The organism is Flavobacterium sp. UMI-01, from assembly GCF_019656315.1.
In the GTDB taxonomy this organism is placed as follows: domain Bacteria; phylum Bacteroidota; class Bacteroidia; order Flavobacteriales; family Flavobacteriaceae; genus Flavobacterium.
Genome location: NZ_BPLU01000008.1, coordinates 199,987 through 215,604 on the forward strand (window position 1 = coordinate 199,987; position 15,618 = coordinate 215,604).

The window sequence follows — 15,618 nt, forward strand, 5'->3', positions numbered from 1 at the left end:
ATTGTACTTTTTTGTCTTCATGGCAAACCTAAAATTTATATGAAAATAATAGCAGTTATTCCCGCCCGATATGCCTCAACACGATTCCATGCCAAATTAATGCAGGATTTAGGGGGTAAAACAGTGATTTTAAGAACGTATGAAGCAGCCTTGAGCACTCAATTATTTGATGATGTATTTGTGGTTACGGATTCCAATTTGATTTTTGACGAAATTGTAAATCATGGCGGTAAAGCCATTGTGAGTATCAAGGAACACGAATCGGGGAGTGACCGAATTGCGGAAGCTGTTGAAAATATGGATGTAGATATCGTTATCAATGTTCAAGGTGACGAACCTTTTATCAATGCGGAACCGCTAAAAGAAGTTATTGAAGTGTTTAAATACGACACTGATAAAAAGGTTGATTTGGCTTCGTTGATGTATGAAATCAAAGACGAAGAAGAAATCAACAACCCTAACAATGTGAAAGTGATAGTGAATCAAAGTAATTTTGCTTTGTATTTTTCACGTTCAGTAATTCCATATCCTAGAGAGAAAAATGTAGGTGTTCGTTTTATGAAACACATTGGGGTATATGCTTTTAGAAAACAAGCCTTAATGGATTTTTATCATTTGCCAATGAAATCGTTAGAAGCTTCTGAAAAATTAGAGCAACTACGTTATTTAGAATATGGTAAACAAATTAAAATGATTGAAACTACTCATGCTGGTATTGGCATTGATACCAAAGAAGATTTAGAGAAAGCCAGAAAGCTACTATAGAGTTTTGTCTTTTGAGAGTAGTTTGCCACTAAATCTATTTAATCCACTCTTTCAATCAATATTAATTCGTTGTGTTTTTCAACTCTCGGGATAGTTCTGATGGTGAAGTTTTCTTTGTAAAAACTCGTGATATAAGTTTCGTTTAGTTGGTTTTGTTTAGAATCTAATAATATGGTATTAAACAGAATAGCGCCTTTGTTTTTAAGTAAAAAACAAACTCGATCTCTAAAGTAATTTTCATAAACAAAACTAGGTATTCGAGTATCTTGAAAAAGGTCGATGATAATTAAATCATATTGGTCTTTGGTTTTTAATACAAATTCAAAAGCATCATCAATAACAATTTCGAGTTGATGAATTTTATGGATGTTGAAATATTTATTAGCCACTGTTATAATATTGGCATCAATTTCAACACCTGTAATTCGACCTTTGTAATCAATGTCATTAATTATTGTTTTGACGACACTAGCTCCAGCTACTCCCAAAACCAAAATATGCTCCATGTTTTTTATTTTCTCAAAGCCAATTTCTTTTAAACCTAATTTCAAGAATTCCTGAAGGTTTCCGTATGAATAATTAGTATTTTTAGAATCCATTACTAATGCACCATTTTCCCAGTTTACATCAATTGATTTGCTAACTGTTGATTTTTCGGAATGAACGGTAATAGGGAATAAATAACTTAGAATTTTTTTGAGCATCTATTAATGGTTTTCATCAAAAATAAGTTTAAATTCTTTACCAGCACTTATTGTTTTCTTACAAAAGCAATAAAGAATTCTAATGCATTCCTCTATTAACTAGTTTTAATGGGTTTAATGAAGCTAAAAGGATAAGATAAAGTGTTGTAATTTCTTAACAGAAAATATTTTAAAAAAAAAATAAAATTTTTAAAACCATTAGGTGTTTTCTTTCGTAAATAAGTACTAATCTCTAAATGTTTTAATCATGAAAAAAGTATTTATTTGTCTTTCGATGGTTCTTTTGGTTTTTTCATCTTGTGATAACAATGATGAAAACAACAACAATTCAAAGGAGTTAGCACAAGTAACTTCTAGTAATACTTCTGGAAAAATAACCTACACTAATTTATTAGAAAGTTCGCCAATGGTCAAATCTTTTACCATTGCTTCACTAGACGCAGAGGGTATATCGTATGATAGTCAAGCCGATGCGGTTACAGTAGCTTCTAGAACAAATAACAAACTAGAAACTTATACAGGGATAAAAGCAGGGGTTTTAGCAGGAACAGATAATTTATCGTTATCGTTAAGCAGTGAAATTGGACATTTTTTAAATGCAAGAGAAACGGCTGTGTATGGTGATAAAATCGTTGTAGTTCAAGATCAAATTGCTGCTAATGGAAATTTGAACAAGTTGTTTTTATACCAAAGAAATAATGCAGGCATTACGTTGTTAAAAACTTTCACTACTGATTTTAAATTATGGGGTATTCATATGGATGGTAGTGATTTGTATGCTGTAGTAGATTTGACGGGTGATATTGTTCAGTTTAAAAATTTTGAAAACAATGCATCTGGCGCTATTACCGCTACGAAACGAGTGACTATTGAAGGATTAATAAGAACTCACGGAATTACGTATTCGGCCTCGGATAATGTAATGGTTTTAACGGATGTAGGAAGTGCTACTTCAGCTACTGATGGAGGATTGGTTTTAATTAATAATTTTTCTTCTGTATTTGCTTCGACAGCTGCAGCAGGAAAAATTACTATGGACAAACAAATTAGAATTTACGGGCCAAAATCGTTATTAGGGAATCCAGTGGATGTAGCGTACGATAATGTTTCAAAAAATATTTATGTAGCTGAAAGACTTAACGGAGGTGGACAGGTATTGATTTATAGTACTCCAAGCGCATCAGGCGATTATGCTCCATTGAGTGCAAGAACGGAAGCGGGGGTGACATCAATTTTTGTTTTGAGGAAATAATCAAGGTTAGTTAATTTATTTAGGATAAGAGCCAATTTAGTCTGACTAAGTTGGTTCTTTTTTTTATTCAGGAGAATAGGTTTTAAAGGTGCCATTCTTGTAGAAAACAACTATTTTTTCAATCTCGGCTTCTATGGTTTGCTGCATACTAACTTCTTTAGTTGCGTTGCTTTGGGTAGATTTAGGAAGAGGTGTAGCAGAAGATTGACTACTAAATAAATCTTGAGAAACTTCTGGAATTGCGGGAGGATGTTCTGTGCTTTTTTGTGGAATTGCTTCGTCGGTTTCTTTTGGGAATTGTCCTTTTCCATTTAGTATCCAGTACAAGTCTATTTCAGGAAATTCATCTAGAATTTTTAAAATAAAATCGAGGCTAGGTTTGTTTCTCCCCGAAAGGAGATGAGATAGGCTTGAACGTTGAACACCTATTTTATCAGCAAAAGCCGAAGCGTTTAAACCGTAATAATCTAGTATAAGTTCCAATCTTTTTATGAAATCAGTTGTGTTTACCATTGTAAAATTGTTAATTGGATTACTATTGTTACAAATGTAAAAAAATTAAATACAATAAACAATTAGAAGGAAGTTTATCATGCTTTTTTGTTATGCTTTTTTAAGGTATGACTTTAATTATATTGACTTAAGTAATTGGTTTTTATAGTTTTATTTTATTTTTATTTAATTGTAATCACGGCTAGCTTGTTTTTGAAAATTTAAGCATTAAAAAACGATGTACTGTGTTTACAAATCTAATTTTTAAATAAAAACAGATGTTTACAATTGTAAAAACAAAGATGTTTACTTTTGTAAATTAAAATTTGAATTATGGATTTAAAGGAATTGTATAACGAATATAAAGAGTTGTCGATTAAAGGGAGGTATTTAACTTTGGATGAATTAACTCCTTTGTTGAATACATTAAGTGCTGTCAGTGATTTGTTTATTATTGGAAAATCGGTTTTAGGAGAACCAATTTATAAGATTCAAATTGGGACTGGTCAGACAAAAATTTTTCTATGGTCACAGATGCATGGAAATGAGAGTACAACTACTAAAGGATTGTTTGATTTTTTCAATCTTTTAAAAAGCGGTTCCTCTTTTGCTAAAAAACTTTTAGACACTTTTACTTTTTGTGCTTTACCTATGCTTAATCCTGATGGAGCTAGGCTATATACTCGCGAGAATGCGAATAAAATTGATTTGAATAGAGATTCGCAGGATTTAACACAGCCTGAAAGTCAGTTGTTGCGTAAAACTTTTGAGTTGTTTCAGCCGGATTATTGTTTTAACCTTCATGATCAACGGACTATTTTTGGTGTTGATATGACGGGTGAACCTGCAACGATGTCTTTTTTGGCTCCTTCCTATAATGAAGAGCGGGAAATTAATGCTTCTCGATTAAAAGCCATTGAACTTATCGCAGGAATAAATGCGACTCTGCAACAATTTATACCGGGTAAAGTAGGGCGTTTTGATGATTCGTTTAATATTAATTGTATTGGTGATACCTTCCAATATTTAGGGGTTCCCACAATTTTATTTGAAGCAGGGCATTATCCAGGGGATTATGAGCGAGAAGTGACTCGAGAGTTTGTTTTTTATGCTTTGGTTACAAGTTTTAAATTGTTAAGCGAAAACGATGTAGTTCTTAATGGAATTGAAGATTATTTAAATATTCCTCAAAATAAACAGTCTTTTTATGATTTTAAATACAAAAACATAAAAATAAATTATGATGGTATTGAAAAAATAACGAATTTTGCTGCACAGTATAAGGAAGAAATAATTGATGGGAAGATTGTTTTCAATGCCTACATTATTGAAATAGGAGATTTAGAAAATCGCTTCGGTCATCTAGAATATGATGCTCAAGGGGCATCGTATCGGGATGAAGAAGGTGGTATTCCGCAATTAAACAAAAAAGCGAATTTCTGTTTAGAAAATAATATAGAATTTGTTAATGGATTGATAAAAAAGTAATATTTTGCATCAGTTTTTCATTTTTATGTATATTTTTATGTTTTTGTAAAAGCTGTTAATTAAATTAATTAAAGAGATATGAGTAAGTTCCGTTTAGATGAAGTTGATCATCAAATTTTAGATATGTTAATTGATAACACGAGAGTGCCTTTCACAGATATTGCGAAAAAGTTATTAATTTCTGCTGGAACCGTGCATGTTAGAGTTAAAAAAATGGAAGATGCAGGGATTATCATGGGATCTTCCTTAGTTTTAGATTACGATAAGCTAGGCTATTCTTTTATTGCTTATGTAGGTGTTTTCTTAAATAACACTTCCCAAACTAAATTTGTCTTAGAGCGTATCAACGAAATTCCATTTGTTACTGTAGCATCAGTAACTACTGGAAAATTCAATATATTTTGTAAAATTAGAGCTAAAGATACTAAGCATGCTAAAGATGTCATCTTTATGATTGATGATATTGATGGAGTTTACAGAACAGAAACTATGATTTCCCTTGAAGAAAGCATCAACGACAAAAAGCGTTTGATGCATACTATTTTCAAAAACATGTAATTCACTTAAAAGCTATATTTATAGTAACCTTAAGTTTGTTCTTGGGGTTATTTTTTTATAAAATCCAATCCAAAATAACGATTTAATTATGTACACACTCCCAAAAATTGAACGGTTTAATCAAAATGTCCTTTCGAAATATAACATTTACAATAGTGTTTTTATTACATTGCCTTTTGATTCGATAGATAATACAGGAGTAATGCTGCCTTTGTTTACAGAGGTTTGCGAAACAGGTTTCAAAAAGCAAGAGACTCCAAAAGAAATTATGGAGTTTTTCTCAAACAAATACTTGCATAGCGCTACTGAAAAGGATAAAATTGACATTATGTTTCGTTTTATTCAGTACATTGAGCGTCAAATTGTACTATTTGATGCCGTAGAAGATGCTGCTTTTCCAGTTGTTAATAATATGGAAGGTAGAGGTTCGTTGCGAGATATTAAAGAAAAGGCAGATGCTAAGGGTAAGCAAGAAGAGCTTATTGATTTTTTAAGAAATTTCAATGTTAGAACCGTTTTAACGGCACATCCTACACAATTTTATCCTGGACCTGTATTGGGAATTATTAATGATTTGACTCAAGCAATTAGAGAAAACAATTTACTTGGAATCAAACAATTGTTAGCGCAATTAGGAAAAACGCCTTTTATTAAAAATGAAAAACCAACGCCTTTTGATGAGGCAGTAAGTTTGATTTGGTACTTAGAGAACGTTTTTTATCCTACTTCTAGTGATATGATTCACTATTTGCAAAAAAATGTTTTTCCAGGGCAAAATATCGAAAATCCAATTATTAAATTAGGTTTTTGGCCAGGTGGTGACCGTGACGGGAATCCGTTTGTAACTACTGAAATTACATTAAAAGTAGCTGATCGTTTAAGAACGTCAATTTTAAAATGCTACTATATGGAAGTGCGTAAACTTAAAAGAAAACTTACTTTCTTTAATGTAGATGTATTAGTAGCTGAATTAGAAAATAAATTATACCGTTCCGTGTTTTATTCACAAGGGGATATTTTTATCACTTTGGACGAGTTAAAAGCACAGTTGAATAAAATCAGAAGTATTGTAATTGAGCAGCACGAATCATTGTATTTAGATGAATTAGAATCATTAATCATCAACGTCAATTTATTTGGATTCTATTTTGCTAGTTTAGATATTCGTCAAAACAGTCGCATACATGATGCTGTTTTCAAAGATATTTTTGATTATTATCAAAAAACAGATGCTTCTGTTTTTCCAGCCAATTACTATGAATTATCTGAAGCTGAAAAATTTGAAGTCTTAGCAAAAGTTAAAGGGGATTTAGATTCGAAAGATTTTGAAGCTGAAATGACTCGAGCTACAATCGAATCGATCCAAGCAATTAAAGTGATACAAGCGAAAAATGGTGAAGAAGGAGCAAACCGTTACATCATTAGTAATAATGAAAGCGCATTGAATGTACTGGAAACATTAGCCATGATTCATTTGACTAATTGGGAAAATCCAACCGTTGATGTAGTTCCTCTGTTTGAATCTGTAGAAGATTTATTAGATGCTCATAATGTAATGGAGAAGTTATATACTAATCCAATGTATGCTAGTCATTTGAAAAGAAGAGGAAATATTCAAACTATTATGTTAGGTTTCTCGGATGGAACCAAAGATGGAGGATATTTGATGGCTAACTGGAGTATTTATCAAGCAAAAGAAGCTTTGACAGCTATTTCGAGAAAATACGATGTTGAAGTAATCTTCTTTGACGGTCGTGGTGGGCCTCCAGCACGTGGTGGTGGTAAAACACATAAATTTTATGCTTCTTTAGGGCCTAATATCGAAAACAAAGAAATCCAAGTTACAGTTCAAGGGCAAACAATTAGTTCTAATTTTGGAACCTTAGATTCTTGCCGTTATAATTTGGAGAATTTATTGAGTGCTGGGGTTACTAATCAAGTATTTAATAGAGAGATTAATATTTTCTCTCCAGAAGATAAAGCGGTGATGGAACAATTGTCGCAATTGGGGTACCAAAAATATTTGGATTTCAAAAATCACCCTAAATTTATTCCTTATTTGGAGCAAATGAGTACGTTGAAGTACTATGCAAAAACCAATATTGGAAGCCGACCTTCCAAAAGAAGCAAATCGGCGCAACTGGATTTTAAAGATTTAAGAGCTATTCCGTTTGTAGGATCGTGGAGCCAATTAAAACAAAATGTTCCCGGGTTTTATGGTGTAGGTGCAGCCTTGAAACACTTTGAAGAAGTAGGACAATGGGATAAAGTTCAAGCGTTATATGATAATTCAATGTTCTTTAGAACCTTGTTAGAAAACAGTATGATGTCATTGGCTAAATCATTTTTCCCATTGACAGCGTACATGAAAAACGATCCTGAATTTGGAGAGTTTTGGCAAATGATATATGATGAGTTTTTGGACACAAAACGTTTGTTGTTGAAAATTGCAGGTCATACAGAATTGATGGAAAATTATCCTGATGGTAAAGCTTCAATTGAAATTAGAGAACGTATCGTATTGCCATTGTTAACGATACAGCAATATGCTTTGTTGCGTATCAATGAATTGAACAAAGAAAAAAATCCTGATACACAACTTATTAGTGTGTATGAGAAAATTGTAATGCGTTCGCTTTTTGGTAATACCAATGCAAGTAGAAACTCGGCATAATTTAGTTATAGATGAACGCTAGTCAATTACATGAAAGCGAGTATTCTGTTTTTTTTGCTACTTATATAAAAGCATTAGATAATGTTGAATTGATTGAAGACTTAGAAATAAGTCTTCATCAATTTATCAAGTTTGTGCAAAATTTACCAATGGATAAATTTGATTTTCGTTATGCTGAAGGCAAATGGACAATCAAAGAGATTATTCAGCATTTGATTGATTCAGAAAGAGTTTTTTCTTATCGCGCCATGCGAATTTCAAGAAATGACAAGACTTTTCTACCAGGTTTTGATGAAAATCTTTTTGTTGACAATACTGATGCCAATTCAAGGACTATTCAGGATTTATTAGCTGAATTTTCAGCCGTTCGTTTTTCGACCTTATTTCTTTTCAAAAGTTTGACTGATGAACAATTAATGAGAGTAGGGACTGTTTCTGAACATTCGGTTTCAGTGCGAGCTTTAGGTTTCTTAACGATTGGACATCAAAAACACCACCAAAAAATATTTGAAGAAAGGTACCTTTAAACTATCCCAAAATAGTAGCCCAGATTTTTAATTTATTTTCAAAAGTCATAGTATTAGCTGGACTTGTAGAAGGCATCACATAATACGTGATGCCTTTTATATGTCCAAATTTCTTAGTAAAATACCGATGACTTTCTTTTCCGTTGAAAGCGATTTTTTTAATAGAAGGATAGTTTTTGAACAAAGTTTCAAAATCATTTTCTTTCTGGTTTTTGATATGAATATCCAAACTTCCTTTGCGCTCACAATAGTGCAACACATCCCAGAGACCTATTTTATGCGATTCTAATACTTTAATTTTTTCTTCAAAAACTTCAGAAACAGGTAATTCTCCGAGTAGCGTGTACATGATTTTCCAAAAATGATTTCTTTTGTGTGCGTAATATTCTTGTTTTTCCAACGAAGCAATTCCAGGCATGGTACCTAGAATTAAAATCTCTGTTTTAGAATTTACATAAGGAGCAAAAGAATAAATCATATTATAAGTTGGTTTGGTTTCTTTTTTCAATGATTGCTAGAGCCAAGCGGATTTTGTCATACGGCATTTGTTCTTCAAAATAATCAAAATAGGGTTTCAAGGCACTAGGGCTTTCAAGACTTATTTTGGCGGCTGCAATTTGGGCTACATCTTCTTTGGAAACAAATTGGTACAAATCTATTACGTGACCGTCTTGGTATAATTTAGCAAAATGCGACATGATAGTACTCACGCCTAAACTACGCTTTTCTGCAATAGCCTCAGGAGATAAGCCACTTTCAAACAAAGCTAGTGTTTCTTTGTATGTTGATTTTTCATTTTTTGGTTTTATAGCTTTGTTTTTATGGAATTCAATAATGGCTTTTATAAAAGTAGTGCCATATTTTTCTAGTTTGGCTTTTCCTACACCATCAATGGCAAGTAATTCATCGTCACTCATTGGGCGGTTCATTTCCATTTCACGTAAGACCGCATCACTGAAAATAACATAAGCTGGTACCGATTCTTCTTTAGAAAGTTCGTAACGTAATTTGCGTAATACTTCAAAAAGAGTATCTTTTTTGGGCTTGATTTTGGTTTCTCTAAGAATTTCTTTTTCAGAAGTCGTTTTATGAACGGTGGTTAATTGTACTTTTTCGCCATTAAATAAAACTTCATGAGCTAAAGAAGTAAGTTTGATATGATTTTTTTGATGAAAGGCAATTTCACAATAACCATGATTAATCAATTGAATGATATATTGATTCCAATCATGCCAAGAAACAGTATTTCCTACACCGTAGGTTTTTAAATTTTGATATTCTTTTTCAAAAATATGTGCGTTTTTAGAGCCTCTCAAAAAATCAACTATTACTGGTAGAGGTTCTGATTCTTTTAAGCGAGCTATTGCTGATAGTGCTTTTTGAGCCAAAATAGTTCCGTCAAAAAATTCAGGTGGATTTTTACATACATCACAATTACCACAATTTTCAGTAACGATTTCACCAAAGTACGAAAGCAATATTTTGCGTCTGCAACTTACGGCATCGGCATATTGTTTCATTCGTTCTAATTTTGATAGCTGTACTTCTGCATTTAAACCTTGAGAAGCAAATTTCTGTAACTGAATAACATCTCCATAACTTTCGAATAAAATGGTTTCTGAGGGGAGTCCATCGCGGCCCGCCCGACCAATTTCTTGGTAATATCCTTCGATGTTTTTTGGAAGATTATAGTGAATCACCCAGCGTACATTTGATTTGTCAATCCCCATACCAAAGGCAATCGTTGCACAAATCACTTGGCAATCATCGTTGATGAAATCATCTTGTGTTTGAGCACGGACAAGATTGTCTAATCCAGCATGGTACGCTTTGGCATTAATTCCTGAATTCTGTAATTTTTCAGCAAGTTCTTCGGTTGTTTTTCTACTTAAACAATAAATAATACCAGATTCGTGAGGCTTTTTTTCGATAAAATCTATAATTTGTTTTACTCTGTCTAAGGCAGGTCGTACTTCTAAACTCAGGTTTTTTCTATCGAATGACGAAATAAAAACGGTTGGATTGTGTAAATTTAATTGTTGGCAAATATCCGTTCGTGTGGCTTTGTCAGCGGTTGCGGTCAAAGCGAGAATAGGAGTGGAGGGGAAGCGGTTTTTTAAGTAACCTAAATTAGTGTACGCTGGTCTAAAATCATGTCCCCATGATGAAATGCAATGCGCTTCATCAATGGCTATTAAGCTGACAATTATTTGGTTAAATGTGTTTTCTAAATATGATAAACTTTCTGGAGCAACATATACAAGTTTGATATCGTTACGAAGTATCGCCTCAATATGTGCTTGTTGTACTTGATCTGACTGACTGCTGTTAATACAGCAAGCGGCAATTCCATTGGCTTTTAAACTATCGACCTGGTCTTTCATTAAAGCAATCAAAGGCGAAATTACAATCGTAATCCCAGGAAATAATAAAGCTGGTAATTGAAAACAAATCGATTTTCCGCCACCGGTAGGCATAATTGCGAGGACATCTTTTTTGTCCAAAATTGCACTTATGATTTTTTCTTGATTGGGTCTAAATTTTTCAAAACCAAAAAAAGTTTTAAGCGTTTGATGAAGTGGCGTAGCAGTTGTCATGGAATAGAGTCAAAGAAAGTGTGGGTTGTGGTTTGTGAATATAAAAAAAGGAACTCTTGATAAGGAGTTCCTTTAGTTTATTGTTATGAAGTTAATTAGTCCTCATCCTCTTCGTCATCGTCGTCAGAAGCGCTATTGCGATCATCATCGTCTTCGTCATCATCGTCTAACTCTGGTTTATCATCATTATCATCGTCATCATCGTCATCACTAATGTCGTCATCTAAGTCCAAACCTTTGATAGGTGCAATTGGTTCGATTACGTCATCAATTTCATCATCTTCATCATAATTTTCGATTCTGTCAGCAAGTTTCGTACTCACTTTTACTAAATAAATAGTGTCTTCAGTGCGTACTTCTACAGCTTCAACTAATTCGTTTTTAGCATTTCTAAAACGAATTATATCTGAATCATCATATCCATCAGGGAATCTATCCACTAATAAGTTTAGGATTTCGTTTGTAAGTTTTGCGTAATCAACAATTACTCTTTTCATAATGATATTCTATAAATCTAATAAATAAGCAAAAATTAATGGTGCTACAATAGTAGCATCTGATTCTATTATAAACTTAGGAGTTGTAATGTCTAGTTTTCCCCAAGTGATTTTTTCATTTGGCACCGCTCCTGAATAAGACCCGTAACTAGTGGTAGAATCCGAAATTTGGCAAAAATAGCTCCAGAAAGGCACGTCATGCATTTCCATATCTTGATACAACATTGGTACAACACAGATTGGAAAATCTCCTGCAATTCCACCACCAATTTGGAAAAATCCTATTCCGTTTTCACTGTTTTTTGGATACCAATCAGCAAGAAAAGTCATGTACTCAATTCCTGATTTCATCGTTGAAGCTTTTAATTCTCCCTTAATCACATACGATGCAAAAATATTTCCCATGGTACTGTCTTCCCATCCTGGAACAACAATAGGTAAGTTTTTCTCAGCAGCTGCATACATCCAGCTGTCTTTTAGATCAATTTCGTAATATTCTTCTAGAACACCTGAAAGCAACATTTTGTACATGAATTCATGAGGGAAATAACGCTCTCCTTTGTCATCAGCATCTTTCCATATTTTATAAATGTGTTTTTGCAAACGTCTAAAAGCTTCATGCTCAGGGATACAAGTGTCTGTAACTCTGTTTAATCCTCTTTCTAATAAATCCCACTCATCTTGTGGTGTTAAATCTCTATAGTGTGGTACTCTTTCATAATGAGAATGAGCTACTAAGTTCATGATGTCTTCTTCAAGATTGGCTCCTGTACAAGAAATGATTTGTACTTTGTCTTGACGAATTATTTCGGCGAATATTTTACCAATTTCAGCTGTACTCATGGCGCCAGCCATACTCACCATCATTTTAGCACCATTGGCTAATTGTTGTTCGTATGCTTTTGCTGCATCTACTAAAGAAGCTGAATTGAAATGCAAATAATGCTTTTCTATAAATTGGCTAATAGGTCCTTTGCTCATTTTATTTTTTTTAAAGATATTAAAATCATTCATTTGAAAAGGATTCTAATTTCAAATGTAAAGATTTTTTAATTTAACTATATACTTATTTGAATTATTATTTTGTGTTGTAACCTAAAATTTTCAATACTTCATCAGAGGTTTGTTGTTCTGAAAAAACTTCCGTACCTAAGATACCGTTTTCATCTCGGTCTATTAATATATGCTTAGGTTGTGGAATCAAACAGTGGTGTAATCCTCCGTAACCACCAATAGTTTCTTGATAAGCTCCGGTATTGAAAAAACCAATATAAAGCGGTTTTTCTTTGTTATATTTAGGTAAATAAATGGCATTCATATTCTGCTCCGAATTGTAATAATCGTCGCTATCACAAGTTAATCCTCCTAATAATACTCTTTCGTAAGTATCATTCCAGCGGTTGACTGCTAACATGATAAAACGTTTGTTAATCGCCCAAGTGTCAGGTAAAGTGGTAATGAATGAGGAGTCAATCATGTTCCATTTTTCTCTGTCGTTTTGTTGTTTTTGATACAAAACTTGGTAAATAGCGCCACCGCTTTCGCCTACCGTAAATGAACCAAATTCTGTAAAGATATTAGGTACATCTACTTCCGCTTCATCACAAGCAATCTTGATTTGATTGATGATTTCGTCAATCATGTATTGGTAATCGTATTCAAAAGTCAATGAATTTTTGATAGGAAAACCACCACCAATGTTCAATCCGTCAAGACCTGGGCATTCTTTTTTAAGAGCAATATACACTTTGATACATTTCACTAATTCATTCCAATAATAAGCATTGTCATTGATACCCGTATTGATAAAAAAGTGTAACATTTTCAGTTCCAATTTTGGATTGTCCTGAATTTGTTTTTTGTAAAAGTTAACAATGTTTTTGTATCCAATTCCTAAACGAGAAGTATAGAACTCAAATTTAGGTTCTTCCTCGGCAGCAATACGAATTCCAATTTTGAATTTGCCTTTGATTTCAGCTTGTAGCAAATCCAATTCTTCATAATTATCAATAATTGGAATGGTGTTTTTGTGTCCGTTATTGATTAATCGTGCAATATTTTCAATGTATTGGTCTCTTTTAAAACCATTACAAATCACATAAGTGCTTTTGTTGATTTTACCGTTTTGCAGTAAATTTTCAACTATATTAATATCAAAAGCAGATGAAGTTTCAATGTGAATGTTGTTCTTGAAAGCTTCGTTCATAATATATTCAAAATGAGAGCTTTTGGTGCAATAACAATAGTAGTATTTTGCCTCATATTTATTTTTTTCCATCGACTTACGAAACCAATTTTTGGCCTTGTTGATGTTGTTGGAAATTTGAGGTAAATAAGTAAATTTTAAAGGAGTACCATATTGTTCAACCAGTTTCATCAAATCGATGTTGTGAAACAAAAGATTGTCTTTGTTTAAGGTAAATTCTTCTTGAGGAAAATAATAAGTTTGATTAATTAAGTCCGAATATTTAGTATTCATTTTAGTTTGAGTTTTGTAAAGAATGATTTAATTTATACGCAGTAAACAAAATGATTCTATAATTCAAACTCGAATATTAGCATAAATAATCTGTAACTTTTCGTTTTCCATTTTTAAGTACTGAAAAATATCAAAAATAAAATTACCTTTTATCCAATAGAAACGTCTCAATGAACTCATAAAGGCTCTATTGTTATGAACGTTATTGAAATGGTATTTTATTTGTTTGGAACTATTTTTCATTGAGGCAAATGTAAAAAATATTATATAAGCAATGCAATGCTTTTATTGTAAAAAAAACTTAGGATTGATAATCGTTAAAGGCATTAAGAATCAATTCATTTTCAACCGTTTGGTTGATGATGATTTTTCCAATTCCATCAATTAAGGCAAACTGAATGGTACCGTACTCATTTTTTTTGTCGTGTATCAATAAATCTAAGATAGGTTCGATGTCATTTTCTTCAAATGTGATGTCATCGTAAATTGATTTTAATGTAGTCTTTATTTGGTTGAATTCGGCTTCATTAATTAAATTTTTGTGAAGCGAAATATAACTTTCTAAAATCATACCTACCGCAATAGCTTCACCATGCAATAAAGTTGTTTTATTGTCATTTTCTAAAAAATAACTTTCGATGGCATGTCCTAAAGTATGACCAAAATTCAAAGCTTTACGGAGGTTTTTTTCTGTTGGATCTTGTGTAACAATTTCGTTTTTGATTTCGACAGAACGAAAAATAAGTTCGTCTAATTGAGCAAAATCAATGGCAGTAATATCTAAAAATTGTTCCCAATAGGTCTTGTCATAAATCAATCCGTGTTTTAGCATTTCTGCCAGTCCTGAGCGCATTTCGTTTTGAGGAACCGTTTCAAGATAAGCAGTATCTACAAGAACCATTTTTGGAAGGTTAAAAACACCTATTTGGTTTTTTAAATTACCCAAATCTACACCATTTTTTCCTCCTACTGATGCATCAACCATTGATAATAATGTTGTAGGGATGTTAATGAAATCGACCCCACGTTTGAAAGTTGAAGCAACAAATCCACCTAAATCAGTTACGACCCCACCACCCAAATTAATTACAAGTGATTTTCGATCACCACCCAATTCTGTTAAAACATTCCAAATTTGCACACAAGTTTCAATGTTTTTATACGCTTCACCTGCATCAAATTCAATTATCTCAATTGTTAAATCGGTTTCGATTAAGGGTAGGAATTTAGGCAAACAATGTTCGTTAGTATTGCTGTCAACAATTATGAATATATTGGAGTATTTGTTCTCAGTTAAATGTTTGTTTAAGGCTTCGTATCCTTTTTCATTAAAATGTATGGGATGATCAACGGCTTGAATGGTCTGTGATTGTAAAGGCATATCTATTTAATAATTTTCAAAAATGATGTAAAAATATTCAAATTGAATACATTATTATGGGAGAATATTGTTCTTTCCTGTATTTAAATTGAATTGGCAAAACTACTATTTTTTTGATTTTTATTCGTGTAATTTTTTAAAAATTAAGTACTGTTTTTAGTATAAGAAATATTAATAGGAATAAAGGCAAAGGTATGAGTATTG

Annotated in this window: 14 protein-coding genes; 6 read left to right on the plus strand and 8 right to left on the minus strand. The window is 32.5% G+C overall.

All coding sequences use genetic code 11. The features are described from left to right. The first annotated feature begins 39 nt into the window (after positions 1-39). A complete protein-coding gene (gene kdsB / locus K5R64_RS05240) occupies positions 40-765 on the plus strand; it encodes a 3-deoxy-manno-octulosonate cytidylyltransferase (RefSeq protein ID WP_220761571.1) in 726 nt (241 codons plus the stop codon). Between the two features lie 38 nt (positions 766-803). Here kdsB and K5R64_RS05245 read toward each other — a convergent pair whose 3' ends face one another. Continuing rightward, complete coding sequence (locus tag K5R64_RS05245; protein ID WP_220761572.1) at positions 804-1,469, minus strand: spermidine synthase; 666 nt, start codon at positions 1,467-1,469, stop codon at positions 804-806. A 247-nt stretch (positions 1,470-1,716) separates the two neighbouring features. Here K5R64_RS05245 and K5R64_RS05250 point away from each other — a divergent pair, with 247 nt between their 5' ends. Then, on the plus strand, positions 1,717-2,721 hold the full coding sequence (locus K5R64_RS05250) for a hypothetical protein (protein ID WP_220761574.1): 1,005 nt from the start codon (positions 1,717-1,719) through the stop codon (positions 2,719-2,721). Positions 2,722-2,784: 63 nt separating this feature from the next. On the opposite strand, the gene K5R64_RS05255 is transcribed toward K5R64_RS05250, so the two are convergent. Next, complete coding sequence (locus tag K5R64_RS05255; protein ID WP_220761576.1) at positions 2,785-3,234, minus strand: helix-turn-helix transcriptional regulator; 450 nt, start codon at positions 3,232-3,234, stop codon at positions 2,785-2,787. Positions 3,235-3,546: 312 nt separating this feature from the next. On the opposite strand from K5R64_RS05255, the gene K5R64_RS05260 reads away from it, so the two are divergent. From K5R64_RS05260 to K5R64_RS05275, 4 genes are all read left to right on the plus strand, one after another. After that, positions 3,547-4,701, plus strand: coding sequence for a M14 metallopeptidase family protein (locus tag K5R64_RS05260; RefSeq protein WP_220761579.1), 1,155 nt, complete (start codon positions 3,547-3,549; stop codon positions 4,699-4,701). A 78-nt stretch (positions 4,702-4,779) separates the two neighbouring features. Then, positions 4,780-5,259 (plus strand): Lrp/AsnC family transcriptional regulator, encoded by a 480-nt coding sequence (locus K5R64_RS05265; protein ID WP_072943262.1) that lies wholly within the window; start codon positions 4,780-4,782, stop codon positions 5,257-5,259. An 88-nt stretch (positions 5,260-5,347) separates the two neighbouring features. Further along, complete coding sequence (locus K5R64_RS05270; protein ID WP_220761581.1) at positions 5,348-7,933, plus strand: phosphoenolpyruvate carboxylase; 2,586 nt, start codon at positions 5,348-5,350, stop codon at positions 7,931-7,933. Between the two features lie 11 nt (positions 7,934-7,944). Next, positions 7,945-8,460: a DinB family protein gene (locus K5R64_RS05275; RefSeq protein ID WP_220761583.1), complete on the plus strand. Its 516-nt coding sequence runs from the start codon at positions 7,945-7,947 to the stop codon at positions 8,458-8,460. A 1-nt stretch (position 8,461) separates the two neighbouring features. On the opposite strand, the gene K5R64_RS05280 is transcribed toward K5R64_RS05275, so the two are convergent. The 6 genes from K5R64_RS05280 to aroB all read right to left on the minus strand — a co-directional run bounded on the left by K5R64_RS05280 (position 8,462) and on the right by aroB (position 15,414). Then, entirely contained in the window at positions 8,462-8,938 is a 477-nt protein-coding gene (locus tag K5R64_RS05280) for a DNA-deoxyinosine glycosylase (protein ID WP_220761585.1), read from the minus strand. A 1-nt stretch (position 8,939) separates the two neighbouring features. Then, a complete protein-coding gene (gene recQ, locus K5R64_RS05285; RefSeq protein ID WP_220761587.1) occupies positions 8,940-11,057 on the minus strand; it encodes a DNA helicase RecQ in 2,118 nt (705 codons plus the stop codon). A 95-nt stretch (positions 11,058-11,152) separates the two neighbouring features. Beyond that, positions 11,153-11,554: a DNA primase gene (locus tag K5R64_RS05290; RefSeq protein WP_220761589.1), complete on the minus strand. Its 402-nt coding sequence runs from the start codon at positions 11,552-11,554 to the stop codon at positions 11,153-11,155. Between the two features lie 9 nt (positions 11,555-11,563). After that, a complete protein-coding gene (locus K5R64_RS05295; RefSeq protein ID WP_220761591.1) occupies positions 11,564-12,535 on the minus strand; it encodes a deoxyhypusine synthase family protein in 972 nt (323 codons plus the stop codon). Between the two features lie 97 nt (positions 12,536-12,632). Continuing rightward, entirely contained in the window at positions 12,633-14,033 is a 1,401-nt protein-coding gene (locus tag K5R64_RS05300) for an arginine decarboxylase (protein WP_220761593.1), read from the minus strand. Between the two features lie 301 nt (positions 14,034-14,334). Further along, a complete protein-coding gene (gene aroB / locus K5R64_RS05305; protein WP_220761595.1) occupies positions 14,335-15,414 on the minus strand; it encodes a 3-dehydroquinate synthase in 1,080 nt (359 codons plus the stop codon). Between the last annotated feature and the right edge of the window lie 204 nt (positions 15,415-15,618).

Bases quoted from the DNA above. Each gene is read 5' to 3' on its own strand.
- kdsB (WP_220761571.1), top strand. From the start codon at position 40: ATGAAAATAATAGCAGTTATTCCCGCCCGATATGCCTCAACACGATTC.
- K5R64_RS05245 (WP_220761572.1), bottom strand. From the start codon at position 1,469: ATGCTCAAAAAAATTCTAAGTTATTTATTCCCTATTACCGTTCATTCC.
- K5R64_RS05250 (WP_220761574.1), top strand. From the start codon at position 1,717: ATGAAAAAAGTATTTATTTGTCTTTCGATGGTTCTTTTGGTTTTTTCA.
- K5R64_RS05255 (WP_220761576.1), bottom strand. From the start codon at position 3,234: ATGGTAAACACAACTGATTTCATAAAAAGATTGGAACTTATACTAGAT.
- K5R64_RS05260 (WP_220761579.1), top strand. From the start codon at position 3,547: ATGGATTTAAAGGAATTGTATAACGAATATAAAGAGTTGTCGATTAAA.
- K5R64_RS05265 (WP_072943262.1), top strand. From the start codon at position 4,780: ATGAGTAAGTTCCGTTTAGATGAAGTTGATCATCAAATTTTAGATATG.
- K5R64_RS05270 (WP_220761581.1), top strand. From the start codon at position 5,348: ATGTACACACTCCCAAAAATTGAACGGTTTAATCAAAATGTCCTTTCG.
- K5R64_RS05275 (WP_220761583.1), top strand. From the start codon at position 7,945: ATGAACGCTAGTCAATTACATGAAAGCGAGTATTCTGTTTTTTTTGCT.
- K5R64_RS05280 (WP_220761585.1), bottom strand. From the start codon at position 8,938: ATGATTTATTCTTTTGCTCCTTATGTAAATTCTAAAACAGAGATTTTA.
- recQ (WP_220761587.1), bottom strand. From the start codon at position 11,057: ATGACAACTGCTACGCCACTTCATCAAACGCTTAAAACTTTTTTTGGT.
- K5R64_RS05290 (WP_220761589.1), bottom strand. From the start codon at position 11,554: ATGAAAAGAGTAATTGTTGATTACGCAAAACTTACAAACGAAATCCTA.
- K5R64_RS05295 (WP_220761591.1), bottom strand. From the start codon at position 12,535: ATGAGCAAAGGACCTATTAGCCAATTTATAGAAAAGCATTATTTGCAT.
- K5R64_RS05300 (WP_220761593.1), bottom strand. From the start codon at position 14,033: ATGAATACTAAATATTCGGACTTAATTAATCAAACTTATTATTTTCCT.
- aroB (WP_220761595.1), bottom strand. From the start codon at position 15,414: ATGCCTTTACAATCACAGACCATTCAAGCCGTTGATCATCCCATACAT.